Source organism: Rhodococcus sp. Z13_19A (assembly GCF_058133575.1).
In genome coordinates, this window is sequence record NZ_JBYUNN010000001.1 from 404,738 (window position 1) to 430,193 (window position 25,456).

Below are 25,456 nucleotides of genomic sequence, written 5' to 3' on the forward strand. Positions count from 1 at the left end.
GCGCCCGTGGTGTGCGCTCGTTCGTGGAGCCGGGGCGGCTCAGCTCACTTCATGGCCGGCGGCATCAGCACCTGGCCGATGGCGAAGACCGTGGCGTTGGCGGTGGGGATGTTGCCGCAGGCGACCGGGACCTGGTTGATCAGCGGCGCCTGCGCGGTGCCGGTGATGGTGACCGACTCACCCTCGACGGACTTGACCGAGCCCGCCTTGACAAGGCCGGCGGCGTCGTAGCGCTGGGGCACGACGTGGTAGGTCAGGATCTTGGTGAGATCACCCTTCGGGTCCTTCAACAGGGTGTCCAGGGTGCCCGCCGGCAGCGCCGCGAACGCTGCGTCGGTGGGCGCGAACACGGTGTAGGCGGCGTCCGGCTTGTTCAGGGTGTCGACCAGCCCGGCCGCCTTGACGGCGGTGACCAGGGTGGAGAACAGCGGGTTGGCCGAGGCCGCGGTGGCGACCGGCTGGTTGACCATGCCCTCGGGCGAGCCCGGACCGGTCTTCGGCACGCTGGAGCACGCGGGTCCGAAGATGTCGGCAACCGTGGTGACCCCGCTGCTGGAGGCGGCTGCGGCCGCCGAGGACGGTGCCCCCGAGCTGGAGGCCGCCGCCGAGGTGGTGGGCGCCGCGGAGGTGGTCTCGGTGGAGGCCTCCTCCGAGTTGCTGCAGGCGGCGATGGACAGGGTGAGTGCCGCGAGCGCACCGACAGCTGCGAGTCGCTGAGTCTTTCTCATGTCAATGTCCTCCTGGTTCGTGCGAGCCCGGTCTTTCCGGGCCGTCTGATCAGGTCTTCGTGCCTCGCAGTCACTCCGGTTCGATCCGGTGGCATCACAGTTGGGTAACGGACTTCGCGGGCAGTCCAGAGTGGACAGTGCAGGCCGTCCCGCCGCCCGCCCTGGGTGACCTGCCGCTCACGCCACGGTGAACAGCGCGCTGTGCCACCCCGAGGCCCCGTCGGGGAGGGTGGCCGCCCGCTCCTGCACCTGCAGGTTGCCCTCGGCATCGGTGGCCCGGCAGGTGACGGTGTGGCTGCCGGCCCCCACGTCAGGCAGGTCGATCCGCCACATGCGCCAGGTGTCCCTGCCCACCTCGGTGCCCAGCCGGGCCGGCAGCCAGGGGCCGTCGTCCAGGCGCACCTCGACGGAGCGGATGCCCACCCCCTGTCGCCAGGCGGTGCCGGTGACGGTGACCCGGCCCGCCGGGACCTGCTCGAACCCGCCGGGGCTGGTGATCTGCGACTGCAGCTTGATCGGTGCCCGCTCGGCGTAGCCCCGCGGAACCCAGTAGGCCTTCTTCTGGGCGAAGGTGGTCAGCTCGATGTCGGTGATCCACTTGGTGGCCGAGGCGTAGCCGTACACACCCGGCACCAGCATCCGCACCGGGAAGCCGTGCTCCACCGGCAGCGGCTGGCCGTTCATGTTCACGGCGAGCATCGCCCCGCGGTCGGGCTCGAGGACCGTGGCCAGCGGGGTGCCCGCCGAGTACCCGCCGATGGCGGTGGACAGCAGCTGGTCGGCGCCGGCCTGCACCCCGGCCTCCAGCAGCAGGTCGCGCAGCGACACCCCGACCCAGGCGGCCGACCCCACCAGGTCCCCACCCACCTCGTTGGACACGCAGGTGAGCGTCACGCGCCGCTCCTCCAGCGGCCGGCTGACCAGCTCGTCGAAGCTGAGCGTGATCTCGCGATCGACCATCCCGTGGATGCGCAGCGACCAGTCCCGGGCCGAGACCTGGGGCGGCGAGAGCGCGGTGTCCACCCGGTAGAAGGTGTCGTTGCTGGTGGTGAAGGGCAGGCCGCCGTCGGCGACGAAGTCCACCCCGGCGGGCAGCGGGGGCAGCGGCTGGGCAGCCGCCCGGGTCCCCACCACCGACGCGTCCACCTTCGACAGCACCGCCTGCCCGCCGAGTCCGGCCACGCCAGCGCCGACGGCGACCGCGGCCGAGGTGCCCAGGAAGCTGCGCCGGGACACCTCCGCGCCGTCGTCGCACACGGCGGGCGCGGCCGCCGCCCGCAGCAGGGTGAGGAGCACGGACACCGCGACCACCGCAGCCACCAGCGCAGAGAGCACGCCCACCCGCGCGGTGTCCGGTCGGTCGAGCACGGCCAGCGCGCCGACCGCCCCGAGCGCGACCAGCACCGCCACCCCGGCCGCCACCCGCACCCGGGTGAGCAGGCCGGCGACCGCGCCCACCAGCAGCAGCACGATCCCCATGCCGACGAGCAGGGCCTTCTTGTCGTTGCTGCCGAACTGCTCGATCGCGAAGGACTTGGCCCACTCCGGCGTGCGGTCGATCGCCGCGTTGCCCACCGCGAGGTAGGGAGAGGACTCCGGGTCGACGAGCCCGGCGAACAGGTGGGCGACGGCGAGCGCCGCCACGACCGCCAGCACGCCAGCGACGGCGGCGACGAGGGCCGGGCGACGGGGGCGCACGGACGGCGAGCGGCCAGGCGTGCTCGGCCCAGCTGAGGTGGGCGCGGGTGAGGTCATGCTGCGGGTTCGCACTGGGACGCTCACCCGGTTCAGCGCCGCAGGTCAGGCGGGCCGGGGCTAGGGCGCGCCGGCCTCCGGGTGCCCGGTGGCCGCCGCGAGGTCGCGGCGCAGCCGGGGCTCGTCCACGTCGAAATAGCTGTGCTCACGCCCGTCCAGCAGCACCACCGGCAGCCGGTCTCCGTACTCGGCGCGCAGCTCGGGCTGGGTTGTCGCCGCCTCGTCGACGTCCACCGCGCTCCACGGCAGCCCGAAGTCGGCGCACACCGCCGCCAGCTCCTCGGCCGCCGTGGTGCACGCCGAGCACCCCTGCCGCGTGAGCAGCTCCACTCGCACCATCAGCCACCTTCTCCTGCCGCCCGAGGCGGCCCCACCGTCGCGTCCTGACGCCATCCAGTGAACACGCCGCGAACCGCAGGGCGAGCCCCGGGCTGCAGCCGCGGAAGAGCCACCACCGGTGTCCCAGGGAGGCGTCTTGTACCACCTGATCGTGACGGGCGGATGAAGGCGATGGACATCACCGCTATGATTCTGCCCACGCCCGTTGGATCGGTCGCGGGAGACCGCGGCGCGGACAAGGTGCACGTCGGTGGCAGCGACGGACCGTTGCAGACAGGGGAGCAGGTGGAGCAGGTGTCCTCACTCGGCAGCAGCACTCGGGCAGGACGGGTCACCGACACGGTCGACGTGCAGGGTGGCCTGTCCGCATGAGCAGCACAGCAGCGTCGCTCGCGGTCACGTCCACGCACGGCGAGGACACCGGCGAGCCGGGGGCTGACCTGCGCTTCGTGTCCCCGCCCGACGAGTCCGTCGCAGCTGTGGCGGTGGAGATCGTCGCGGCCCCAACGGTTCTCGATCTGCCTCTGGTGCTGGTGCCGCAAGCGGCCCCCGACGTGGCTGCCACCGCGGGAGTGCTGGCGGACGTCGACCGGCGGACCACCACCGCCCCGCTGCTCGGCGCCCGCCCGGAGCGCACGCCCGAGGAGGAGGAGCAGGTCCTCGCCACCTGGGAGCTGGTGCGAGCCGCCCAGGCCGGTGACACCGATGCTTTTGGCCAGCTCTACGACCGCTACGTCGACATCGTGTTCCGCTACGTGCTGTTCCGGGTGAACGACCGCACCCTGGCCGAGGACCTCACCAGCGAGACCTTTCTCCGCGCCCTCCGCCGAATTGCCTCGATCACCTATCAGGGCAAGGACGTGGGGGCGTGGTTCGTCACCATTGCCCGCAACATCGTTCTCGACTACATGAAGTCGAGTCGGCACCGCCTGGAGTTCAGCACCGCGGAGATCTTGGACTCCGACAGCGCCGATGACCCCGAGGACGAGGTCATCACGGCGAGCATCGTGGCCGAGCTGCTGGACTGCGTGCGCCAGCTCGGCGACGACCAGCGCGAGTGCATCGTCCTGCGGTTCCTGCAGGGGATGTCGGTCTCGGAGACGGCTGCGGCCATGGGTCGCAACGAGGGCGCGGTCAAGGCGCTGCAGCATCGCGCCGTGCGCCGGCTGGCCAAGCTCGTGCCCGACACCTTGCGCTGACCCACCGGCAAAGTGTCTTTTACCTTTCGTAACACCTTTCTTCTGGTGATCCCGCTCAACGGAAAGTGACGGCCGTCCCCGTATCTGTTGCACAGGGCGCTCGTTTTCTCTGTGAAGGTGCGAGGAACCATTACCTGGTTGCCCGATCGGCTGCTTGGTGGGGTCCACAGCACGCGAGGAAAGCGTCAGCCGTGCGAGAGGGAGCGAGGTCAGGCGTGTGGCCTGAACGCGAGATTCTCAACGAACACCAGCTGCGGCTCGTGCCGACTGCGTCCGAGGACACGGTGGTGGCCGCGCTGGTCGCCGCCGGCCCGGCTCTCGACCCGTCCCGTGCCGCCCGCTCCCGCATGCAGCGCCGGTTGCTCGCCGCCCTGCGCACCGCTGACCGCACCGGCGCGGACCGCACCGCCAGCGAGTCGCTCCGGCTCGCGGTCTCGCACTAGCAACCCCGGGCGGGGGGCTGGCCCCGTGCCGCTCCTCCCCCGCAGCCGCCCGCGCGCCCTTCCCGCCACTCAGCCGGTCTCGTTGACACGGCCCTCTGGCGCTGTGCGGCGACGGCTAAGGTGGGTGCACGCGGTCGCTCGTCGCCCGAGCACTGCCCGGACGTTCGCTCGGCGACGTTCCCCGTGGTCGGAGCAGAGGGAGTCGGGAGGTGCGCTTGCCTCGAGAGAACAGACGGTTCGGCCGTGCCGTTCCCAGTCCCGCGCAGATTCGTGCGGCCATCGCCGGGGAGGCCAGCGCGACTGCCGGGCTCAAGGCGGCCAGGCGCGCCCGGGCCGTCAGCGCTGCGGAGCCTCCGGACGCAACGGCAGGCCTCGAGCTCGGCTCCGGCCAGGACACACCCGACACGCCGGTCCCCGATCCCCCGCCGCCGGTTCCCCGGGACCTCACCGCGGCCGCCTTCTTCGACGTCGACAACACCATGGTGATCGGCGCCAGCATCCTGCACTTCGCGCGGGGGCTGGCCGCACGCAAGTACTTCACCGCCGGCGACGTGATGGGCTTCGCCTGGCACCAGGTCCGCTTTCGGGTCAGCGGCAAGGAGCACGTCGCCTCGGTGGCCAGCGGCCGCGAGCAGGCGCTGTCGTTCGTGGCCGGACGGGAGACCGCCGAGATCCGCCGCCTCGGCGAGGAGATCTACGACGAGCTCATCGCCGACAAGATCTGGACCGGAACTCGGGCGCTGGCACAGCTGCACCTGGACGCCGGCCAACAGGTCTGGCTGGTCACCGCCACCCCCGTCGAGCTGGCCGAGATCATCGCCCGCCGCCTCGGCCTCACTGGCGCGCTGGGCACCGTGGCCGAGAGCGAGGGCGGCAAGTTCACCGGTCGCCTGGTGGGCGACATCCTGCACGGCACGGCCAAGGCGCAGGCGGTGCGCTCCCTGGCCGCCCGCGAGGGCCTGGACCTGCGTCGGTGCACCGCCTACTCCGACAGCCACAACGACGTGCCCATGCTGTCGGTGGTGGGCAACGCGGTGGCGGTCAACCCCGACCAGGACCTCCGCGAGGTGGCCAAGGCCCGCGGCTGGCAGATCCGGGACTTCCGCACCGGCCGCAAGGCCGCCAAGATCGGCGTCCCCTCGCTGCTGGGCGCCGGCGCCGTGGCCGGCGCCGTGGCGGCCGGGATGAGCCACCGCCGCGGCGCCTGAGCGCAGCCGAGCGGCCGTCGGCCCGAGGTCGACTCAGCCCAGGAACACGTTGCGCCGCTGGGAGAGCAGCCGGTAGAGCGTCTGTTGGATGGTGTCGCGCACCTGGTCGGCCAGGTCGAAGACCATCATCGGGTCCTCGGCCGCCGCCGGGCCGATCGACGCCGTGTCGATCGGCTCGCCGAACTCGATGTACCACTTGGTGGGCAGCGGCAACAGCCCGAGCGCACCCAGGTGTGGAAACAGCGGCGTCACCGGGAAGTAGGGCAGCCCCAGCGCCTTGGCCGCCACCGTGAGGTCGCCGATCTTGGGGTAGATCTCCTCAGCACCGACGATCGAGCAGGGGATGATCGGCGCCCCCGCTCGCAGAGCCGACGCGACGAAACCGCCGCGTCCGAAGCGCTGCAGCCGGTAGCGCTCGGAAAAGGGCTTGCCGATGCCCTTGAAGCCCTCGGGCCACACCGCCGCCAGCTCGCCGGTCTCCAGCAGCCGCTGTGCGTCCGCGGCGCAGGCCAGCGTGTGCCCGGCCTTGCGGGCCAGCGAGCCCAGCACCGGCGTCTCGAACAACAGGTCGGCGCCCAGCATCCGCAGCGGGCGGTGGGCGGGATGGTGGTCGTGCAGAGCCACCGCGGTCATCAGGGCGTCCAGCGGAATGACCCCGGAGTGGTTGGCCACCACCAAGGCGCTGCCGGTGTCGGGGACGTTGTGCAGCCCGGTGACGCTGACCCGGAACCAGGAGTCGAACAGCGGCCGCAGCGCGGGCACCAGCACGTGGTCGTTGAGGTCGGGGTCGAAGCCGAACTCGTCGACCGGGTAGGCCCCGTCCAGCCGGCGCCGCAGGAAGGCAGCCACGCCCGCGAGGTGCCCGGCCAACCCACCGGCAGGCTCGCTCCCCACTCCGTCGGCGTCGCGGTCCGCCCCGTGCGCGGGCCCCGCGTCGTGGTGCAGCGGAATCACCTTGGCGCTCATCTCAGCAGTCCCCCCACCGTCGTTGCTCCCGCGGTCAAGGTTCGCACAACGGGCTGGTCGGTGAGCGGACGCAGTCCCTGCGCGCGCAGGAAGCTGTCGTAGGCGTCGGCAGTGCTCCACCGCGGACGGAAGCCCAGCGCCCCCCGCACCCGGCTGGTGTCCAGCACACGGCCGTAGGTCAGCAGCGCCACCTGTGCAGCCGAGAAGCTCACTCGTCGGGTACCGCGCAGCACCCGGCCCACCGGGGCCAGGGCGGGCACCGGCAGCGGCAGCGGCACGCGTCCGGCCCGGCGCACCGCCTGCGACAGCGTCAGCACCCCGTCAGCGGCCACGTTGAACACCCCGGGCACGCCGACCACGGTGGCCAGCTCCAGCGCCGCCAGGGCGTCGTCGGAGTGCAGCATCTGCAGCCGGGCGTCGAAGCCCAGCGGGGTGGGCACCACGGGCATGGTGAGGTGCTCCGTCAACGGGCCTCGCACCTGCGGGCCGACCAGGTCCGCCAGGCGCAGCACGCTCACGGCCACGTCGGTGCGCCGGCGGGCGAAGGTGCGCACGCAGCTCTCCACCTCGACGGCGTCGGCGGCACCGCGGCTGACCACGGAGTGGGCCGGCTCGTCCTCGCCGAACAGAGCGGGATCGCGCGGCCCGGCGCCGTAGACGGCGGCGGAGGACACCACCACCAGCCGGCGCACCCGCGGTGCGTGCTGGCAGGCCGCGAGCAGCTGCAGGGTGCCCAGCACGTCCAGACGGGCGCCGCTGCGCTCGTAGCCGGGGCGCTGCGGGCCCTTGTGCACCCCGGCGTGCACCACGGTGTCCACCTCGGCCTGCTCGAGCAGCGTGACCAGCGCGTGGTCACCCAGGTCGGCCTGGTGGAACTCGCTGCGGCCCAGGGACCGCCGGTGTGGGCGCACCGCGTCCACCGCGATGACGCGCTGCACCGACTCGCGGTGGGCGAGCCGGGTGGCCAGCTGGGAGGCGAGAAAACCGCTGCCGCCGGTGACCAGCACCACGCGGGGCGGCTCGGCCGGCGCGCTCACCCCCGCACTCCGGCCGGAGGCGCAAGACAGCCCGCCACCGGAGGTGCGGGGTGCTGGGCGACCAGCACTGCACGGGGTGACGGGCTGCGCCGCACGCGAAGTCGCGTAGGGCTACTTGCCGAGCTTGCGGCGCTGCACACGGGTCTTGCGCAGCAGCTTGCGGTGCTTCTTCTTCGACATCCGCTTGCGTCGCTTCTTGATCACTGAACCCATGTGGGTATGTCCTCGCCGTCTGTAGGTAGTTCGTTCGAGCCTGTCAGGTGCACGGGCGGTTGAGCTCAGGCGCCAACACAGCACCAACTGCGCAACACCTTACTAGGCCCTGGCGCTTCGCCTGACCACGGTATCCGCTCGGGTCCCTGCCGGCACGGTCAGCCCGCGTCGAAGTAGGACGTCTCCAGGTAGGCGTGAACTGCTGCGGCGCGCACCCGGAAGGACCGACCCACCCGCACGGCGGGCAGCTCGCCGCTGTGCACCAGGCGGTACACGGTCATCTTGGACACCCGCATCACCTTGGCCACCTCGGCCACGGTGAGGAACTGGGTGTCGGCCAGCGCGGCGGGCCCGTCGCCGGAACCCCCGATCGGGCTCGTGCTTCGAGAAGGGCCCACACCTTCGGGGCCGGATCGTTCTGCAGACATGGTTACCGACTTCCGGCACGTGTCGCGCCGTCGGGCTTCCCCTCCGACGGAACGGGACACGCACGTGCTTGTCCGAGCCTAGCGGGACGGCTGGGGTTTGTGGGATGAGTGTGGTCAGGACTTCGAGGGTGCGCCGAGCTGCACGGAGCGGTCGCGTGCCGCCTCGACCGCCGCGTACATCGCAGCTCGCACCCCATGGTCCTCCAGTGCGCGGACTCCGGCAGCGGTGGTGCCTCCCGGGGAGGAGACGCCCTCGCGCAGCAGCACCGGGTGGGTGCCGGTCTCGCGCAGCACGGTGCTCGCGCCCAGGGCCGACTGGGTGGCCAGCTCGGTGGCCACCGCCCGGCTCAGCCCGAGCATGACGCCCGCGTCGACGAGCGCCTCCACCACGAGGTAGAAGTACGCCGGCCCGGAGCCCGACAGCGCGGTGACCGCGTCCTGCTGGCTCTCCGGCACTCGCACCACCCGGCCCACCGCGCTCATCAGCTCCTCGGCGAGGTCCAGGTGCGCCTCGGTGGCGGCCCGGCCCGGCGACAGCGCGCTCATCGCCTGGCCGACCACCATCGGGGCGTTGGGCATCACCCGCACCACCGGGGTGCCGGCAGGCAGCTGCCCCTCGAAGGTGATGGTGGGCAGCCCGGCGCACAGCGACACCACGAGGGTGGTGGGGTCGATCCCGGCCAGCTCGCCCAGCAGGGCGTCCACGTCCTGCGGCTTGACCGCGACGAACAGCACGTCGGCGTGCGCAGCGGCCTCGGCCGGCGTGACGGCCCGCACGCCGTGGCGCGCCTCGAGCTCGGCAGCCCGCTCGGCGTAGCGCTCGGTGAACACCAGGTCGTCGGGAGCACGACCCGCCCGCAGCAGCCCGGCCAGCAGGGCCTCACCGATCGTTCCCGCACCCAGCACCGCAACCCTCGTCATGGCTGCCATGGTGTCATGCGCGGGTGGTGCGTCAGCGGCCTGGCAGCGGCGCAGCGGGAGCTGGCGCCATCGCCAGCTGGCGGGCCTGGCAGACCATCGTTCCCTTGGAGTCGATCACCACCGCGTCGCCGTCGAACCAGGTGCCGCCCACCACGCTGGTGCTCATCTCCACCCGCAGCCAGCCGGGCGCGGGCTGCGCGCGCAGCAGCGCGGTGAGCTGGACGGTGGGTGCCCAACCCTGCCGGCCCAGGTTGAGGGTGACCGGCGGCGCGACGTCGCCGGCCATCAGCGCGAACAACGCGTCCGGGTCCTCGCCGGTGGGGCGCACCCAGAGCCGGATCACCGGGTCGCTGGCCACCTCGCCGCGCAGGTACGCGGCGGTCGTCGGGTCCACCCGCATCTCGCAGGCCTTGGACACGTTCACGATGTCGCCCATCGGGTGGGCGCGGACGTCGATGGTGTCCGACGGCGGATCCACCGGCAGCTCCTGCAGCGGGTGCGCCCGCTCGAACGGACCGGCGCCGGTCTCGGCCGGGCCCAGGGTCACCACCACCTGCACCGCGGTGCGGGCACCCTGGCGCAGCTGCACCTCCACCAGCGACACGGTGCGGCCGCGCTTGGTCACCACGGCCCGCAGCTGCACCGCACCGGGGTCGGGCGGGCTGAGGAAGCTCGCGGACACCGCCAGCGGCTCCACCCCGGCCACGCCCAGCGCCTGCTCGGCGGCGTGGGCGCACAGGGCTAGCAGCAGGCCGCCGTGGGCCTTGGGTCCGATCGTCCAGAGCTCGCCGAGCTGGGCGTGGAACAGCTGCACGTCAGGGTTGTCGCTGGGGTCGGCCGTCAGCTCGAGGGCGGCGCGAAACGGTGCGTTCATGCCCCATCCCTATCACTGCCGCCCGCGCCACCGGCGTCGTGGGCCGCAGTGAGGCTGGGCCCGGAGTCAGCGCTTGAGGTGGCGGCGCGCGAAGGCGAGCGCCTCGGCGAGCATCGCGGCCCGGTCGCGCCGGGTGCGGGCGGACTGGGAGTTGATCTCCAGCACGGCCACACCGTCGAACCCGGTGGCGGCCAGCGTCTCGCAGACGTGGGCGCACGGCTGGCTGCCGTAGCCCGGCACCAGGTGCTGGTCCACGGCGGCGCCGTCCCCGTCGGCCAGGTGCAGGTGCGCCAGCCGCGAGCCCATCCTGGTGGCCATGGCCACGGCGTCGGTGCCCGCCGTCGCGGTGTGCGAGAGGTCCAGGGTGTAGTGCGGGTACCCCACCTCGGTGGGGTCGATGGACGGCGAGAACGCGGAGATGGACGGGCCCGGCCCGCCCCCGCGGCGAGCCAGCCGCTCGGCACCGGAGGCACCGGCACCGAAGAAGCGGTCGGTGCGCAGCGGGAACATGTTCTCCACCGCCACCACGAGGTCGCTGCGCTCCTCGAGCTCGGCGACCTGGTCGGCGAAGCCGTCGGCGTAGCGGCGCTGCCAGCGGAACGGCGGGTGCACCACCACGGTGCTGGCACCCAGCACGGCCGCGGTGTCCACCGCCCGGTCCAGCCGCGCCACCGGGTCGGAGCCCCACACCCGCTGGGTGATGAGCAGACAGGGAGCGTGCACGGCCAGGACCGGCACGCCGTACCGACGGATCAGCCGGCCCACCGCGGCGGGGTCCTGGCTGACCGGGTCGGTCCACACCATCAGCTCGACGCCGTCGTAGCCCAGGTCGGCGGCCAGCTCGAAGCCGCTCTCCACCGACTCGGGGTAGACCGAGGCCGTGGACAGCGCGATGGGGATGGGCCGCTGCGGCGCGGACCAGCTGCTCTCGGAAGTCATCTGCCAGTCACCTGTCGTCATCCGCCGGCCAGCGTCACCAGGGCGGGGCTCATGGTCACCACGAGACCCACCACGATCGACAGCGGCGTGCTCATGAGATCTTCCCCCCGATGACCGAGCCGGACAACCAGAACGGTACCGGTGGTGGCCACGGCGGCAAGACCAACCGCCGCGAGCGGCCAGGTCTGCCACAGCCAGCGGAACACCAGCCACGCCAGCACCCCCGCCAGCACGGCCAGCGCCAGCTCGCCGCACACCTGCGCGGCACCGGTGGTGGGCGCAGGGGTGGTGGGCGCAGGGGTGGTGGGCACAGCAGCTGCGGCCGGCTCGGCGGTGGTTGCGGGTTCAGCAGCAGGGTCCGGCGCTGGGTCGGAGCGACGGCGGCGTCCGCCTGGCGCGACCGGGGCACGGCCGTTGCGAGCCAGCAGCTCGGCGACCGTCACCGCCGACGTCGGCTCCTGCTCGTGCGTCCCCCCGGCGCGCGTCACAGCCCGTTCTCAGCCCGGTCCAGTCGACGCAGCACCATGCCCTCGCGCAGCGCCCAGGGGCAGATCTCCAGCTCCTCGAGCTGCAGCGCCCGCATGGCCGCCTCGGCCACCAGCGCCCCGGCCACCAGCTGGTAGGACCGGGAGCGGCTCACGCCGTCGACCTCGGCGAGGTCGGCGCCGGACATCCGGGTGATCAGCGGGACCAGCTGGTGCAGGCCTTCCGCGGTGAGCACCCGGCGGACCCGCGGCCCGGCTGCCGACGGGGCGGCTCCGGTGAGGCGAGCCAGCGAGCGGAACGTCTTGGAGGTGGCCACCGCCTTGTCGGGACGGCCCTGGTCGTTGAGCTCCTTGGCGGTGCTGCGCAGCTCGGAGTCCAGCCACTCGCGCAGCGACTCCACCTCTGCCCGCGTGGGCGGGTCCTGCCGCAGGTGGTCCACGGTGAGCCGCCCGGCACCCAGCGGCAGCGACAGCGCCAGGTCGGGCACCTCGTCGATGCCCAGCGCCAGCTCCAGCGACCCGCCGCCGATGTCCAGGCCGAGGATGCGCCCGGCGCTCCAGCCGCACCAGCGGCGCACGGCGAGGAAGGTCAGCCGCGCCTCGTCCGGTCCGGACAGGACCTGCAGCGACACCCCGGTGCGGTCCCGGACGGCGTCCAGCACCTCGATGCTGTTGCCCGCGTCGCGCACGGCGGAGGTGGCGAAGGCCATCATCTCCTCGCAGCGCGAGGTCTCGGCCACGGCCGCGGACTCGCTGACGGCCGCGCAGAGCCGGTCGACGCCGTCGCGGGAGATGTGCCCGGAGCTGTCCAGGTACTCGATGAGCCGCAAGTTCGTCTTGGTCGAGCTCATCGGCGTGGGATGGGCGCCACGATGGGCATCCACCACCTGAAGGTGCACAGTGTTCGAGCCGACGTCCAGCACCCCTAATCGCACGGGCCACACGGTAGCCGGTCTACCGTCGGGTGCTGTGACCGCCAGTGCTGAAGTGGCCTCGGGCTTCCCCCGGGAGTGGGTGGAGCTCACCGATCCGGACGATCCCGAGCACCAGGTTCGGGCCGACCTGACCTGGCTGTTGTCGTCCTGGACCTGCGTGTTCGGCACCCCCGCCTGCCAGGGCACGGTGGCGGGGCGGCCCGACGACGGCTGCTGCTCGCACGGCGCGTTCCTCAGCGACGCCGACGACCGCGACCGGCTCGCCGCAGCGGTGGCCGAGCTGACCGAGCAGGACTGGCAGCTGCACCGCGAGGGCCTGGGGCCGCAGGGCTACCTGGAGGAGGACGACCTCGACGACGAGCCGGCGCTGCGCACCCGCCGCACGGACGGCGCCTGCGTCTTCCTCAACCGACCCGGATTCGCCGGTGGCCCCGGCTGCGCGCTGCACCAGCTGGCGCTGCGCCAGGGCCGCCCGCCCATGGAGACCAAGCCCGACGTCTGCTGGCAGCTGCCGATCCGCCGGACCGAGGAGTGGGTGACGCTGGCCGACGGTGCCCAGGTGCTGCAGACCACCGTCGGGGAGTACGACCGGCGCGGCTGGGGCGAGGGTGGGGCCGACCTGCACTGGTGGTGCACCAGCTCCCCCGACGCCCACGTCGGCACCGAGGCGGTGTGGCAGTCCTACCGGCTGGAGCTGATCGGGCTGCTGGGCGCGAGCGTGTACGACGTGCTGGCCGACCTCTGCCGCCGCCGCGCCGGGCTCGGGCTGGTGGCGGTGCACCCGGCGACCAGCACGGCCCAGGCCCGGCCGCCCCGCACCGGCTAGGACTGCAGCTTGTAGCCCAGCCCGCGCACGGTGAGCAGGTGCACCGGGTGGGCGGGGTCGGGCTCGATCTTGGCGCGCAGCCGCTTGACGTGGACGTCCAGGGTCTTGGTGTCGCCCACGTAGTCCGCGCCCCACACCCGCTCGATCAGCTGCCCGCGGGTGAGCACGCGGCCGGCGTTGCGCAGCAGGTACTCCAGCAGGTCGAACTCCTTGAGCGGCAGCGACACCTCCTGCTCGCCCACGTGCACGGTGTGCCGGTCGACGTCCATCCGCACCGGCCCGGCCCGCAGCACCGGCTCGCCCAGCGGCTCCGGCTCGGGCTCGGTGCCGCGGCGCAGCACCGCGCGGATGCGCGCGATCAGCTCGCGGGCGGAGTAGGGCTTGGTCACGTAGTCGTCGGCGCCGATCTCCAGCCCGACCACCTTGTCGATCTCGCTGTCCTTGGCGGTCACCATGATCACCGGGACCCTGGATCGCTGGCGCAGCTGCTTGCACACGTCGGTGCCGCTCATCCCGGGCAGCATCACGTCCAGCAGCACGATGTCGGCGCCGTGCCGGTCGAACTCGGTCAGCGCGGCCGGGCCGTCGCCGGTCACCACGGCCTCGAACCCCTCCTTGCGGAGCAGGAAGGCCAGCGGCTCGGCCAGCGACTCCTCGTCCTCCACGATCAGCACCCTGGTCACTGCGGCTCCTGTCCCGGTGCGTCGTCCCTGTGCGGCTCCGGCGCGGGCCGCGCCGGAGCCTCCTGGTCTGGTCCACTGTGCGCGCCAGGAGCGGGTCCGTCGTCCTCCACGTGCGCGGGCAGGCGCAGGGTGAACGTCGACCCGGTGCCCGGCCGGCTCCACAACCGCACGTCGCCGTTGTGGTTGGCGGCCACGTGCTTGACGATGGCCAGGCCCAGCCCGGTGCCGCCGGTGGCCCGCGAGCGGCCCGGGTCCACCCGGAAGAACCGCTCGAACACCCGCTCGTGCAGGTCCGGCGGGATGCCCACGCCGCGGTCGGTCACGCTCACCTCCACGCGCCCCTCGCGCAGGGCACGGCTCACCGAGACCGCTCGTCCCGGCGGGGAGTAGGAGATGGCGTTCTCCACCAGGTTGGTCAGCGCGGTGAGCAGCAGCCGGCGATCACCCGAGACCTCCAGCCCCCGGGGCGCGTCGGCGGTCACCTCGATGCCGGCCGCCTCCGCGCTCAGGCGGGTGCGCTCGAGCACCTCAGCGACCAGCGCGTCGACGTCGACGATCTCCAGGCCCGGCAGCCGCTCCGCACCCTGGAGCCGGGACAGCTCGATCAGCTCGGTGACCAGCGCGCCCAGCCGACGGGCCTCGTGGTGCAGCCGGCCGCCGAAGTGCCGGACCGCCTCGGGGTCATCGGCCGACTCCAGCAGCGCCTCCGCCTGCAGCGCCATCGCTCCCACCGGCGTCTTGAGCTCGTGGCTGACGTTGGCCACGAAGTCGCGGCGGGCGGCCTCCAGGCGCACCTGCTCGCTCTCGTCGTTGGCGTCGATCACCACGAACCGGCGACCGGAGTCGGTGAGCAGGCGCTCGCGCAGGTGCACCGTCATCGGGGTGCGGCGCAGGTGCGTCTCCGGCCAGGAGAGGTCGAGCTCGGTGGTGCGGCCGTGCTCGAGCACCGTGCGAGCGGCCGCGGCGACGGAGGGCTCGAGGCGGCGGTTGACCACCACCCCGAGCTGCTCGGCCCGCGGGTTGTGCAGCAGCACGTCACCGAAGTGGTCGACGACGGCGATGCCGGTGAGCGAGGACTCGAACACCTGCTGGAGCACCTCGCGGACGGTGATCCCCGCCGCGGCCACCCGGCGCTGCTCCTGCCGGCGCAGGCCCAGCATCACCAGCACGCCGAGCAGCCCGCCCAGCACGGCGGCACCGACCGCGAGCAGCACGGCACTGAGCACGGTCACAGGCGGATCGTACGTTCCGGCGAGGAGCGCTCAGCACCACCCAGAGTCACCACAGGTCCCTGTCCAGGGCCTTGATGGCGTACGTGCACGCACTGTTCACCTGCTGTTCGACCGACCGTCAACCAGTGCTCGGTGCTAGCCGGCCTTGCCCTGGTTGGCCACTGCCGCCGCACCCGCGGCGGCCGCCTCGGGGTCGAGGTACTCCCCGCCCGGCACCACCGGCTTGAGGTCGGCGCCGAGGTCGTAGCGCAGCGGGATGCCGGTGGGGATGTTCAGCCCGGCGATGTCGTCGTCGGAGATCCCGTCCAGGTGCTTGACCAGCGCACGCAGGGAGTTGCCGTGCGCGGCGACGAGCACCGTCCTGCCCGCCCGCAGGTCCGGCACGATGGCCGACTCCCAGTAGGGCAGCAGCCGGGCGACGACGTCGGCCAGGCACTCGGTCAGCGGGCCGCCGTCGATGTCGGCGTAGCGCGGGTCGGTGTCCTGGCTGTACTCGCTGCCCGCGGCGATGGGCGGCGGCGGGGTGTCGTAGCTGCGGCGCCAGAGCATGAACTGCTCCTCGCCGAACTCGTCCTTGGTCTCCTGCTTGTTCTTGCCCTGCAGGGCGCCGTAGTGGCGCTCGTTCAGGCGCCAGTCCCGGCGCACCGGGATCCAGTGCCGGTCGGCCGTGTCCAGCGCCAGCGCGGCGGTGGTGATGGCACGCCGCAGCAGCGAGGTGTGCAGCACGTCGGGCAGCAGGTCGTGCTCGGTGAGCAGCTCCCCGCCACGCACGGCCTCCGCGCGGCCCTTGTCGGTGAGCGGGACGTCCACCCAGCCGGTGAACTGCCCGGAGGCGTTCCACGTGCTCTCACCGTGGCGTAGCAGGACAAGGGTTCCGGTACTCGCTGGCGCGCTCATGCCCACATCTTGACAGACGGCGCAGGCCCACCGATCCGTGGACCGGTGGGCCTGCGCCGAGCCGAAGCGGGGGCCGGTGCCTCAGACCGCGGCCTGCTTGGCGCGCAGGTCCTTGCGCAGGATCTTGCCCGCCGCCGACTTCGGGATGGCCTCCAGGAACTCCACCTGGCGCACCTTCTTGTACGGGGCGACCTTGCTGGCCACGAAGTCCATCACCTCCTCGGCGCTGAGCTCCGCCCCGGGCTGGCGCACCACGAAGGCCTTGGGCACCTCCTCGCCCTCGGCGTCGGTCACCCCGATGCAGGCCGCGTCGGCGATCTTGTCGTGGGTGAGCAGCAGCGCCTCCAGCTCCGCCGGCGGCACCTGGTAGCCCTTGTACTTGATGAGCTCCTTGACCCGGTCGACGATGGTGACGTAGCCCTCGGCCGAGACGGTGGCGACGTCCCCGGTGTGCAGGAAGCCGTCCTCGTCCAGGGTGGCCGCGGTGGCCTCCGGGTTCTCCAGGTAGCCCAGCATGATGTTGGGCCCCTTGCACCACAGCTCGCCCGGCGCGCTGGTCCCCTCGGCGGGCACCTCGATCTCCGTGCCGTCGGCGTCCACGATCTTGCACTCCATGTTGGGCAGCGTCAGTCCCACGGTGCCGAGCGGGACGTCGTCGCGGTCGTCGGGCATGGAGTGGCTGACCGGGCTCATCTCGCTCATGCCGTAGCCCTGGCGCACCTCGCAGCCCAGCCGCTCGGCCACCTTGTGGCCCAGCTCGGCGTCCAGCGGGGCCGCGCCGGAGAACACCACCTTGATGGAGGAGGTGTCGTGCTCCTCGACCATCGGGTGCTTGGCCAGCGCCACCGCCACCGGAGGGGCGATGAAGACGTAGGTGCACTGCTGCTCGGCGATCACCCGCAGGAAGTCGGCCAGGTCGAACCGCGGGAGGGTGACCACCGTGGCGCCGCGCGCCAGGCTCGAGTTCATCAGCACGCTCATGCCGTAGATGTGGAAGAACGGCAGCACCGCCAGGACCTTGTCGTCGGAGGTGAGGCGGATCATCGAGCCGCTCTGCTCGACGTTGGCCACCAGGTTGCGGTGGCTGAGCATCACGCCCTTGGCCCGGCCGGTGGTGCCCGAGGAGTAGGGCAGCACCGCGACGTGGGTGGCGGGGTCGAGCTCGACCTGCGGCGGCGGTGCCCCGGTGCTCAGCAGCTCCCGCAGCGAGGTGCGGTCGGGGTGCACGTCCGGGGAGCCGTCGATGAGGACCACGTTCTCCGGGGCGATGCCCACCGTGGCGGCGGCGTCGTCGGCCTGCGGCAGGAACAGGGAGATGGTGAACAGGTACTTCGCCTTGGCGTCGCTGAGCTGGCTGGCGATCTCGCCGGCGGTGTAGAGGGAGTTGATGGTGGTGGCCGTGCCCCCCGCGCGCAGGATGCCGTGGAACACGGTGGCGAAGGCGGGGACGTTGGGGCACAGCAACCCGGCCACGTCGCCCTGGTGGAAGCCCCGCTGGGCGAGGCCGCCGGCGAGGGCGTTGACCTGCCCCACGAGCTGGCCGTAGGTGGTGACCGCACCGCTGGTGCCGTCCACCAGCGCCGGCCGCGCCGCCAGCGCCTCGTCCTCGGCAACCTTCCCGAACAGGAAGTCGAACAGGCTGGTGTCGGGGATCTCGACGTCGGGGAAGGGGCTGTGGAAGCTCATCGCACTCCTCAAGGTGATGGTGGTGCACATCACATTACGGGAGTGGTGGTTTGTCCGCTTCGTCGATGAGGTGGGTGAAGGCCTGCAGGTTGCGCAGCGACTCCCCGCGGGAGACCCGCCACGCCCACTCCCGCCGGATGGAGGTGGCGAAGCCGAGCTCGAGCAGGGTGTTGAAGTCACCGTCGGCGGCCTCGAGCACCTGCCCCAGGACGCGGTCGAGCTCGTCGGAGGTGACGTTCTCCCTGGCCACCTGGCCCACCAGGTAGATGTCGCCGGCCTTGTCGATCGTGTAGTGCACCCCGAAGAGGTGCCGGTTGCGGCGCAGCAGGAACTCGTGCACGCCCTCCCGGTTCTCGTCGGGGTGGCGGCACACGAACGCCTCGACGCGCAGGCCGTGGTTGCCGATGGTGAGCATGCAGGTGGTCTGCAGCCGGGCCTCCCCCGGCAGCACCACCAGGAACAGCTCCGGGCTCTGCCGGGTGTAGTCCAGCTCGCGGTCGATCAGCGTGGTCTCGATGACCTCTGCGGTGCTCGCCGGACCGGACCGACCGGCCGTGGTGCCGTCGGAGGTGGTGGTCTCGCTCATGCGCGCACCCCGCTGACCCGGCGGGCCCGCAGGCTGCGGGGGGCGGAGCGCACCGGGGCGCTGGGCAGCGGCGGCATCATGGCCCTCGCCTTCGCGTAGGTGTCCAACAGGGCGTCGGCCGTGCGGTCCCAGGAGAACTGCGCGGCGTGCTCGGGGGCTGCCGTGGCCAGGGCCTGCCGGCGAGCGGGGTGGTCGACCACCTGGGCGAGGGCGTCCGCCCAGTCCTGGGTGCGGTGGGTGGGCACGAGCAGCCCGGTGACTCCGTCGCGCACCGCCACCCCCAGCCCGCCGACGTCGGCGGCCACCACCGGGGTGCCACAGGCCTGTGCCTCCAGCGCCACCAGGCCGAAGGACTCCGAGTGCGAGGGCACCGCCACCACGTCGGAGGCGCGGTAGACGTCGGCCAGCTGCTCGGGCGGCTGCGGGGGCAGGAAGGTGACCGAGCTGGTGATCCCCAGCTCGGCGGCCAGGCCCACCAGTGACTCCGGCTGCTCCAGCCCACTGCCGGAGGGCCCGCCCACCACCAGGGCGCGCAAGCGGCGACGGGGGTCGCGACGCAACAGCTCGGCCACCGCGCGCAGCAGCACGTCCGGCGCCTTCAGCGGCTGGATGCGGCCCACGAAGCTGAGCACCACCTCGTCGCCGGCGATGCCGAGGGCGGCGCGGGCGGCGGCCCGGTCGCCCACCCGGAAGCGCTGCAGGTCCGCGCCCGGGGCGATGGTGTCCACCCGGGCGGGGTCGGCGTCGTAGAGGTCGATGAGCTGGCTGGCCTCGGCGGAGGTGTTGGCCACCAGCCGGTCGGCCTCGGCCACCACCTGCTGCTCGCCGATGAGGCGCACCTTGGGCTCGGGGGCGTCGCCGGTGGCCAGCGCGGCGTTCTTCACCTTGGCCAGGGTGTGCGCGGTGTGCACCAGCGGCACCCCCCAACGATCCCTGGCGAGCCAGCCGACCTGCCCGGAGAGCCAGTAGTGGGAGTGCACCAGGTCGTAGTAGCCGGCGTCGTGGCGCGCCTCGGCGCGCAGCACCCCGGCGGTGAAGGCGCACAGCTGCGCAGGCAGCTCGTCCTTGTCCAGCCCCGAGAAAGGGCCGGCGACGACGTTGCGCACCAGCACGCCGGGGGCGGCCTGCACCACGGGCGGGGCCGCCGAGGACGTGGCCCGGGTGAAGATCTCCACCTCCACGCCCCGGCGCGCCATCCGCAGCGCGGTCTGCAGGACGTAGACGTTCATCCCGCCGGCGTCACCGGTGCCGGGCTGCTCCAGCGGAGAGGTGTGCACGGACAGCACGGCGACCCGACGGGGAAGGGCCTGGTCGCTGGTCACCCGACCATCTTGCCTTCCGCGCCCCGCAGGGGCGACGCCGAGGGGCTGCGCCCTGCGTCACCCACGGGGTCCACCACGGCGTCGTCGCTGCCGTGCAGCAGCACCACGGCGGGGCTGGTGGGGCCCCCGGCGTGCCGGTAGGCCAGCCGCGTCCCGTCCGCGCTCACCGCGTCCGCAGAATGCATCCGCACAGGGTAGGCGTCGCGCCCGGTGCCGGGGGGCTGCCCGTCGCTGTCCCCGGCGGCCTAGATTCGGCGCATGAGCACTGAGCCCAGCAGCCCGTCCGACCACGGCGACGCCCTCTCCCGCCCGCCGTCCGGCCGGCGCACCGCGGTGGTCACCGGCGCCAGCTCCGGGATCGGGGCGGCCACCGCCCGGGTGCTGGCCGCCGCCGGCTACCACGTGGTGCTGGGCGCTCGTCGCGTCGAGCGCTGCCAAGCCATCGCCGCCGAGATCGACGGCACCGCGCTCGCCCTGGACGTGACCGACCAGGAGTCGGTGGACGCCTTCGTCGCCGCTGCCGGCCCGGTGAGCGTGCTGGTGAACAACGCCGGTGGCGCCAAGGGCCTGGCCCCGCTGGCCGAGGCCGACCTGGACGACTGGCGCTGGATGTGGGAGACCAACGTGCTGGGCACGGTGCGGATGACCAAGGCGCTGCTGCCCGCGCTGGTCGCCTCCGGCGACGGCCTGGTGGTGACGGTGACCTCCACGGCAGCGCTGGAGACCTACGACAACGGCTCGGGCTACACCTCGGCCAAGCACGCCCAGGCGGTGGCCCACCGCACGCTGCGCGGCGAGCTGCTGGGCCAGCCGGTGCGGTTCACCGAGATCTGCCCGGGCCTGGTGGAGACGGACTTCTCGCGGGTGCGCTTCAAGGGTGACGAGGAGCGGGCGGCCGCCGTCTACGCCGGCCTCACCCCGCTGACGGCCGAGGACGTGGCCGAGGTCATCGGCTTCGTGGCCACCCGCCCGGCACACGTGGACCTCGACCAGGTGGTCATCCGGCCGCGGGAGCAGGCGTCGTCCATGCGGGTGCACCGCAGCTGAGCTGCGCAGACCAGCACCGCAGCTGAGCTGCGCAGGCTAGAGCGCCGACAGCTGCTGCCACTGCGGCCAGGTCAGTGCCCAGTCGTAGATGTCGCCGTCGGCGGCGGAGAGCGGGATCGAGGTGTTGGTGACCTCCACCGGGTCGCCGAACATGGCGGAGTGGAAGTACTTCTCCGCGTCGGCGAGCGACTCGTTGATGCAGCCGTTGGACACGTTGGCCGCGCCCTGCACACCCACGGTGTTGGGGTTGGCGTGGATGAACTCGCCGTTGTTGCTGATCCGCACCGCCCACTTCTCGCGCACGTTCTGGTAGCCGGCGGGGATGTTGGTCATCAGCACGTCGGCCAGCTTCTCGGTGACCACGTGCACACCGCTGCGGGTGACGTTGCGGGGCAGGTCGCCCTTGCCGTAGCTGACCGGGAAGTCGAACAGCACCGCGCCCTCGCGCAGCACCACCAGGCGGTGGCTGGCGGCGTCGGCCTTGACCACCTGGCTGCGGCCGATGGTGAAGTGCGAGGTGAGGTCGGAGCTGCCGTAGCTGCCGGCGCCGAGGTCCACCCCGTAGAGGGTGACTCCGACGTCCACCACGGTGCCGGGGGTGAAGTAGGCCTTGGGGCGCCAGTGCGCGCGCGAGCCTTCGGCGGTGTCCGGCAGCCACGCCCAGGAACCCTCGGTGGGCACGCTGGTGCGCACCGACAGGCCGCGCTCGGCGGTCGCCTTGTCGGCGACCGGGTCGCTGAACTGGACGACGATCGGGGCGGCGATGCCCACCACCGCGTCGTCGCCGATGTTGACCTGGGCGCTGGTGGTGTCTCGCGGGGCCAGGGTGCGGAAGGAGCCGGTGATCGCCGAGGTGTGGCCCGCGGGGTCGCTGGCCGTGCCGGACCAGGTGTAGGTGTTGCCGTAGCCGAGCGCCTCGCCGGCGGTCCAGGTACGGCCGGCCGGGTCGAGCACCCCGGACACGGTGGCGCCGGTGGAGCTGCTGAGCACCACCTCGTGCAGGGTGCCGTCGGCCACCGAGACCGACACCGGTGTGGTCGGCAGCACGTCCTGGGCACCGGCGGCCGGGGCCTGGGTCACCGGGACCGTCACGGGAGCACTGGCGGGGTCCGGGCCGTCGGCCGGGCCGGCGCCCGGCAGGGGTGCAGCGGTGCACCCGGTGAGCACCACCAGCAGCATGGCGAGCGCGGGAAGCCTGCGCCACCAAGAGGTCACGCAGACGCTTCCTGACATGCGGCGACGATACCTCCGTGCCTGCTCAGAGCCGGCAGCCCACCAGCACCGGCTCGGGCTCGAGCTCCACGCCGAAGGCGTGCCGCACCCCGTCGCGGACCACCCGGGCGAGGGCCAGCAGGTCGGCGGTGCTGGCGTGGCCGCGGTTGGTCAGCGCCAGGGTGTGCTTGGTGGACAGCCGGGCGGGCGCGTCGGCGTCGGGGTAGCCGCGGTGGAAGCCGGCGTGCTCGATCAACCAGCCGGCGGAGAGCTTGGTGCCGGCCGCACCCGGGTAGCGCGGCACGTCCGGGCCGGTGCGGGCCAGCACCTGCGCCAGCTGCTGCTCGTCGAGCACCGGGTTGGTGAAGAAGGAGCCGGCGCTCCAGGAGTCGTGGTCGTCAGCATCGCTGACCATGCCCTTGCCGCGGCGCAGCCCCAGCACGGCGTCGCGCACCTGGGCGGCGGGCAGCCGGGCACCGGGCGCGGTGTCGAGGGCGGCGGTGAGCTCGCGGTAGGTCAGCGCAGCGCTGCCGCCGTCGGCTCGCAGCGCCAGCTCCACCGCCAGCACCACGGCGTGGTCGGTGTGCTTGAGGGCACTGGTGCGGTAGCCCAGCGCCAGCTCGGCGGGCTCCACCCAGCGCACCTGGCCGTCGCTCCGCTGCAGCAGCTGCACCCGCTGCAGCACCGAGGAGATCTCCACGCCGTAGGCGCCGACGTTCTGCACCGGGGTGGCGCCGGCGCTGCCGGGGATGCCGGACAGGCACTCCAGCCCGCCCAGCCCGTCGGCGACCGTCTTGGCCACCACGGCGTCCCACGGGGTGCCGGCGGCGACGTGCACGGTCACGGTCTCGGACCCGGAACCTGCGGGGTCGGCCGCGGCCGTGCCACAGCTGCGCACCTCGTCGGTGGCCACCCGCACCACGGTGCCGGCGAAACCGGCGTCGGCGACGACGAGGTTGGACCCTCCGCCCAGCACCAGCAGCGGCTCGCCGGCGTCGTCGAGGGCGCGCACGGCGGCGACCACGGCGTCGGTGGTGGTGCAGTGCAGCACTGTGTGTGCCGGCCCACCGCAACGCAGCGTGGTCATGGTGGCGAACGGCACGTCGTGCTGGGCCTGGGCGCCGGCGGCCTCGACCTGACGGAGCAGCTTGGGATCGAGCACGACTCCGAACGGTAGCGTGCCGGGTATGTCACGCCGCATCGAGCACGCCGCCACCTACGACCGGAGTCCGCAGCTGCTGCACCCGGTGCTGCTGGACGAGGCGTACTGGCGCGCGCGGGTGGAGGCGGTCGGCGGCCCCGCAGCCTCGCTGGACTCGGTGGAGCGTGTCGACGGCGGCGTGGAGGTTCGCCTCACCCAGTCCATCCCGGCCGAGCACCTGCCCAGCGTGGTGCGCAAGCTGCGGTCCGGGGACCTGCTGGTGCAGCGCATCGAGCGGTGGGGCCCGCTGGACGGCTTCTCGGCCTCTGGCAGCTTCCGGGCCAGCGTGCCCGGCACCCCCGTCACCCTGGACGGCGCCCACGCGCTCAGCGGCGACGACGCCTCGACCACCAGCCGCACCACCGGCACCGCCAAGGTCGCCGTCCCGCTGGTGGGCGCCAAGATCGAGAAGATCATCGCGGAGAACATCGCCGAGCTGCTGGTCATCGAGCAGCGCTTCACCGTCGCGTGGCTCGCGCAGCGGTAGGGCGTCCGGAACCAGCGCACGGTCACGTCACCCGCGGCACCACCGGCATCAACCGGTTGCGCCGCAGCGATCGATGGATCACCCACGCCCCCGAGGTGCGGGACGCGCTGGCCGGCGGCCCGCTGGTGGTGGACCTGGGTTACGGGGCCAGCCCGGTGACCACGGTGGAGCTGGCGGCGCGGCTGCGCACCGTGCGCCCGGACGTGCGCGTGGTGGGCCTGGAGATCGATCCGGCACGCGTGGCGGCTGCCCAGGCCGCGGCCACGCCCTGGGTGCAGTTCCGCCGTGGCGGCTTCGAGCTGGCCGGTCTCCGGCCGTCGCTGGTGCGCAGCTTCAACGTGCTCCGTCAGTACGACGAGACGGACGTGGCCGCGGCCTGGCGGCGGATGTGCGCCGGGCTGGCCCCGGGCGGGCTGGTGGTGGAGGGCACCTGCGACGAGCTCGGGCGCCGCTGCGCCTGGGTCACCCTGTCCGCAGCGGGTCCGCAGACGCTCACCCTGGCGTGGGACCCGTTCGACCTGGCCACCCCGTCGGAGATCGCACCCCGGCTGCCCAAGGCGCTGATCCACCGCAACGTCACCGGCGAGCCGGTGCACCGGCTGCTCACCGCGGCCGACCGCTGCTGGGCGCACGCCGCCCCGCACGCGGTGTTCGGCCCGCGGGTGCGGTGGCGCCGCACGCTGGAGCTGCTGCGCGCCGAGGGCGTGCCGGTACGGGCCCACCCCGGCCGCCAGCGTGACTGCGTGCTCACCGTGCCGTGGGCCGCGGTGGCGCCCACTCTCGCTGGTGGTGCACCGGCCGGGGTCCGCCGCGTCCTCCCAACCGCTCCCCCGCACCGGCCGGCACGGGCCACTGGGACAATGGCGTCATGACTGAACGCCGCTACGTGCTCACCCTCGGGTGCCCCGACCGGACCGGCATCGTGGCGCGCATCTCCACGTTCCTGGCCGAGGCCGGTGGCTCCATCATGGAGGCCGCCTACCACGCCGACGCCGACTCCGGCTGGTTCTTCACCCGCCAGGTGGTGCGGGCCTCCTCCATCCCCTGGACCGTGCAGGAGCTGCGGGAGCGCTTCGCCGTGGTCGCCGGCGAGCTGGGCCCGGAGGCGGAGTGGACCCTGGCCGACAGCGCCGAGGTCAAGCGGGTGGTGCTGCTGGTGAGCAAGGAGGCGCACTGCCTGCACGACCTGCTGGGACGCATCCGCGGCGGTGAGCTGCAGGCCACCGTCCCCCTGGTGATCGGCAACCACCCGGACCTGGCTCCGGTGGCCGAGGCGCACGGGGTGGACTTCGTCCACGTGCCCTTCCCGCGGGACCCGGCCGAGCGCGGTCCGGCGTTCGAGCACGTGCAGCAGCTGGTGGACTCGTTCTCCCCGCACGCCATCGTGCTGGCCCGCTTCATGCAGGTGCTGCCGCCCGCGCTGTGCGAGCACTGGGCGGGACGGGCACTGAACATCCACCACAGCTTCCTGCCCTCCTTCGTCGGGGCGCGGCCCTACCACCAGGCGTTCACCCGCGGGGTGAAGCTCATCGGGGCCACCTGCCACTACGTCACCGCCGAGCTGGACGCCGGGCCCATCGTCGAGCAGGACGTGATCCGGGTGAGCCACGCCGACGACGTCGCCGACATGGTTCGGCAGGGCCGCGACATCGAGAAGCTGGTGCTGTCCCGCGGGCTGCGCTGGCACCTGGAGGACCGGGTGCTGGTGCACGGCAGCAAGACGGTCGTGTTCAGCTAGCACTGTGTTCAGCTAGCACCGTGGCCAGCTAGCACCGTCTGCCACTGGCGCTGCTCCTACCTGCAGGAA

Annotated in this window: 30 protein-coding genes; 9 read left to right on the top strand and 21 right to left on the bottom strand. The window is 72.9% G+C overall.

Features of this window, described 5'->3' with window-relative positions:
* Positions 1-44 precede the first annotated feature (44 nt).
* The 3 genes from AC3YNX_RS01840 to AC3YNX_RS01850 all read right to left on the bottom strand — a co-directional run bounded on the left by AC3YNX_RS01840 (position 45) and on the right by AC3YNX_RS01850 (position 2,822).
* Positions 45-728, bottom strand: a complete 684-nt coding sequence (locus AC3YNX_RS01840; protein ID WP_489981933.1) for a fasciclin domain-containing protein — start codon at positions 726-728, stop codon at positions 45-47.
* Between the two features lie 177 nt (positions 729-905).
* Complete coding sequence (locus AC3YNX_RS01845) at positions 906-2,483, bottom strand: molybdopterin-dependent oxidoreductase (RefSeq protein ID WP_489994425.1); 1,578 nt, start codon at positions 2,481-2,483, stop codon at positions 906-908.
* A 60-nt stretch (positions 2,484-2,543) separates the two neighbouring features.
* Positions 2,544-2,822 carry a glutaredoxin family protein gene (locus AC3YNX_RS01850; RefSeq protein ID WP_127784066.1) on the bottom strand — a complete coding sequence of 93 codons (279 nt, stop codon included), beginning with the start codon at positions 2,820-2,822 and terminating at the stop codon, positions 2,544-2,546.
* A 162-nt stretch (positions 2,823-2,984) separates the two neighbouring features.
* Here AC3YNX_RS01850 and AC3YNX_RS01855 point away from each other — a divergent pair, with 162 nt between their 5' ends.
* From AC3YNX_RS01855 to AC3YNX_RS01870, 4 genes are all read left to right on the top strand, one after another.
* A complete protein-coding gene (locus AC3YNX_RS01855; protein ID WP_127784067.1) occupies positions 2,985-3,194 on the top strand; it encodes a hypothetical protein in 210 nt (69 codons plus the stop codon).
* On the top strand, positions 3,191-4,021 hold the full coding sequence (locus AC3YNX_RS01860; protein WP_489994426.1) for a sigma-70 family RNA polymerase sigma factor: 831 nt from the start codon (positions 3,191-3,193) through the stop codon (positions 4,019-4,021). The genes AC3YNX_RS01855 and AC3YNX_RS01860 overlap by 4 nt, the downstream gene beginning before the upstream one ends.
* A gap of 260 nt (positions 4,022-4,281) precedes the next feature.
* A complete protein-coding gene (locus AC3YNX_RS01865) occupies positions 4,282-4,464 on the top strand; it encodes a hypothetical protein (protein WP_127784069.1) in 183 nt (60 codons plus the stop codon).
* A gap of 152 nt (positions 4,465-4,616) precedes the next feature.
* Positions 4,617-5,672: an HAD family hydrolase gene (locus AC3YNX_RS01870; RefSeq protein ID WP_489982553.1), complete on the top strand. Its 1,056-nt coding sequence runs from the start codon at positions 4,617-4,619 to the stop codon at positions 5,670-5,672.
* A 33-nt stretch (positions 5,673-5,705) separates the two neighbouring features.
* Here the strand turns inward: AC3YNX_RS01870 and AC3YNX_RS01875 are convergent, their stop codons facing one another.
* The 9 genes from AC3YNX_RS01875 to AC3YNX_RS01915 all read right to left on the bottom strand — a co-directional run bounded on the left by AC3YNX_RS01875 (position 5,706) and on the right by AC3YNX_RS01915 (position 12,470).
* Positions 5,706-6,638 carry a lysophospholipid acyltransferase family protein gene (locus AC3YNX_RS01875; RefSeq protein ID WP_127784071.1) on the bottom strand — a complete coding sequence of 311 codons (933 nt, stop codon included), beginning with the start codon at positions 6,636-6,638 and terminating at the stop codon, positions 5,706-5,708.
* Positions 6,635-7,675 carry an NAD-dependent epimerase/dehydratase family protein gene (locus AC3YNX_RS01880; protein WP_489994427.1) on the bottom strand — a complete coding sequence of 347 codons (1,041 nt, stop codon included), beginning with the start codon at positions 7,673-7,675 and terminating at the stop codon, positions 6,635-6,637. The genes AC3YNX_RS01875 and AC3YNX_RS01880 overlap by 4 nt, the downstream gene beginning before the upstream one ends.
* Positions 7,676-7,786: 111 nt before the next feature.
* On the bottom strand, positions 7,787-7,888 hold the full coding sequence (locus AC3YNX_RS01885) for a 30S ribosomal protein bS22 (RefSeq protein WP_010241351.1): 102 nt from the start codon (positions 7,886-7,888) through the stop codon (positions 7,787-7,789).
* Positions 7,889-8,046: 158 nt separating this feature from the next.
* On the bottom strand, positions 8,047-8,316 hold the full coding sequence (locus AC3YNX_RS01890) for a helix-turn-helix domain-containing protein (RefSeq protein ID WP_206518029.1): 270 nt from the start codon (positions 8,314-8,316) through the stop codon (positions 8,047-8,049).
* 114 nt (positions 8,317-8,430) lie between these two features.
* Positions 8,431-9,237: a pyrroline-5-carboxylate reductase gene (gene proC / locus AC3YNX_RS01895; RefSeq protein ID WP_489994428.1), complete on the bottom strand. Its 807-nt coding sequence runs from the start codon at positions 9,235-9,237 to the stop codon at positions 8,431-8,433.
* 31 nt (positions 9,238-9,268) lie between these two features.
* Positions 9,269-10,111, bottom strand: a complete 843-nt coding sequence (locus AC3YNX_RS01900) for a thioesterase family protein (RefSeq protein ID WP_127784073.1) — start codon at positions 10,109-10,111, stop codon at positions 9,269-9,271.
* A gap of 66 nt (positions 10,112-10,177) precedes the next feature.
* Entirely contained in the window at positions 10,178-11,050 is an 873-nt protein-coding gene (locus tag AC3YNX_RS01905; protein ID WP_127784074.1) for a sugar phosphate isomerase/epimerase family protein, read from the bottom strand.
* 17 nt (positions 11,051-11,067) lie between these two features.
* Positions 11,068-11,538, bottom strand: a complete 471-nt coding sequence (locus tag AC3YNX_RS01910) for an Rv0497 family membrane protein (protein WP_489994429.1) — start codon at positions 11,536-11,538, stop codon at positions 11,068-11,070.
* Positions 11,535-12,470, bottom strand: a complete 936-nt coding sequence (locus tag AC3YNX_RS01915) for a Ppx/GppA family phosphatase (protein WP_127784076.1) — start codon at positions 12,468-12,470, stop codon at positions 11,535-11,537. The genes AC3YNX_RS01910 and AC3YNX_RS01915 overlap by 4 nt, the downstream gene beginning before the upstream one ends.
* A gap of 34 nt (positions 12,471-12,504) precedes the next feature.
* On the opposite strand from AC3YNX_RS01915, the gene AC3YNX_RS01920 reads away from it, so the two are divergent.
* Complete coding sequence (locus tag AC3YNX_RS01920; protein WP_489981939.1) at positions 12,505-13,296, top strand: DUF3109 family protein; 792 nt, start codon at positions 12,505-12,507, stop codon at positions 13,294-13,296.
* On the opposite strand, the gene AC3YNX_RS01925 is transcribed toward AC3YNX_RS01920, so the two are convergent.
* The 7 genes from AC3YNX_RS01925 to AC3YNX_RS01955 form a co-directional block, all read right to left on the bottom strand.
* Positions 13,293-13,979, bottom strand: a complete 687-nt coding sequence (locus tag AC3YNX_RS01925) for a response regulator transcription factor (protein ID WP_127784078.1) — start codon at positions 13,977-13,979, stop codon at positions 13,293-13,295. The genes AC3YNX_RS01920 and AC3YNX_RS01925 overlap by 4 nt on opposite strands.
* Entirely contained in the window at positions 13,976-15,211 is a 1,236-nt protein-coding gene (locus AC3YNX_RS01930; protein ID WP_489981940.1) for a sensor histidine kinase, read from the bottom strand. Before AC3YNX_RS01930 ends, AC3YNX_RS01925 begins: the two co-directional genes overlap by 4 nt.
* A 135-nt stretch (positions 15,212-15,346) precedes the next feature.
* Positions 15,347-16,108: a phosphoglyceromutase gene (locus AC3YNX_RS01935; RefSeq protein WP_489994430.1), complete on the bottom strand. Its 762-nt coding sequence runs from the start codon at positions 16,106-16,108 to the stop codon at positions 15,347-15,349.
* An 81-nt stretch (positions 16,109-16,189) separates the two neighbouring features.
* Positions 16,190-17,794, bottom strand: coding sequence for an AMP-binding protein (locus AC3YNX_RS01940; RefSeq protein WP_489994431.1), 1,605 nt, complete (start codon positions 17,792-17,794; stop codon positions 16,190-16,192).
* Between the two features lie 34 nt (positions 17,795-17,828).
* Complete coding sequence (locus AC3YNX_RS01945) at positions 17,829-18,380, bottom strand: type III secretion system chaperone family protein (RefSeq protein WP_489994432.1); 552 nt, start codon at positions 18,378-18,380, stop codon at positions 17,829-17,831.
* Positions 18,377-19,702 (bottom strand): D-inositol-3-phosphate glycosyltransferase, encoded by a 1,326-nt coding sequence (gene mshA / locus AC3YNX_RS01950; protein ID WP_127784083.1) that lies wholly within the window; start codon positions 19,700-19,702, stop codon positions 18,377-18,379. The genes AC3YNX_RS01945 and mshA overlap by 4 nt, the downstream gene beginning before the upstream one ends.
* Entirely contained in the window at positions 19,699-19,887 is a 189-nt protein-coding gene (locus tag AC3YNX_RS01955; RefSeq protein WP_489994433.1) for a hypothetical protein, read from the bottom strand. The genes mshA and AC3YNX_RS01955 overlap by 4 nt, the downstream gene beginning before the upstream one ends.
* A gap of 73 nt (positions 19,888-19,960) precedes the next feature.
* Between AC3YNX_RS01955 and AC3YNX_RS01960 the strand changes: the two genes are divergently transcribed.
* Complete coding sequence (locus tag AC3YNX_RS01960) at positions 19,961-20,749, top strand: SDR family NAD(P)-dependent oxidoreductase (protein WP_489994434.1); 789 nt, start codon at positions 19,961-19,963, stop codon at positions 20,747-20,749.
* Positions 20,750-20,785: 36 nt separating this feature from the next.
* Here the strand turns inward: AC3YNX_RS01960 and AC3YNX_RS01965 are convergent, their stop codons facing one another.
* Both AC3YNX_RS01965 and AC3YNX_RS01970 read right to left on the bottom strand, forming a co-directional pair.
* Positions 20,786-21,982, bottom strand: a complete 1,197-nt coding sequence (locus tag AC3YNX_RS01965; RefSeq protein WP_489994435.1) for a L,D-transpeptidase — start codon at positions 21,980-21,982, stop codon at positions 20,786-20,788.
* Positions 21,983-22,007: 25 nt separating this feature from the next.
* Positions 22,008-23,123 (bottom strand): UDP-N-acetylmuramate dehydrogenase, encoded by a 1,116-nt coding sequence (locus AC3YNX_RS01970; protein WP_489994436.1) that lies wholly within the window; start codon positions 23,121-23,123, stop codon positions 22,008-22,010.
* A gap of 25 nt (positions 23,124-23,148) precedes the next feature.
* On the opposite strand from AC3YNX_RS01970, the gene AC3YNX_RS01975 reads away from it, so the two are divergent.
* Genes AC3YNX_RS01975 through purU form a run of 3 tightly spaced genes read left to right on the top strand, consistent with a single transcriptional unit; the run spans position 23,149 to position 25,387 of the window.
* Complete coding sequence (locus tag AC3YNX_RS01975; protein WP_489994437.1) at positions 23,149-23,649, top strand: DUF2505 domain-containing protein; 501 nt, start codon at positions 23,149-23,151, stop codon at positions 23,647-23,649.
* Positions 23,631-24,521 (top strand): class I SAM-dependent methyltransferase, encoded by an 891-nt coding sequence (locus tag AC3YNX_RS01980; RefSeq protein WP_489994438.1) that lies wholly within the window; start codon positions 23,631-23,633, stop codon positions 24,519-24,521. Before AC3YNX_RS01975 ends, AC3YNX_RS01980 begins: the two co-directional genes overlap by 19 nt.
* Complete coding sequence (gene purU / locus AC3YNX_RS01985) at positions 24,518-25,387, top strand: formyltetrahydrofolate deformylase (RefSeq protein ID WP_127784088.1); 870 nt, start codon at positions 24,518-24,520, stop codon at positions 25,385-25,387. The genes AC3YNX_RS01980 and purU overlap by 4 nt, the downstream gene beginning before the upstream one ends.
* Positions 25,388-25,456: the final 69 nt, after the last annotated feature.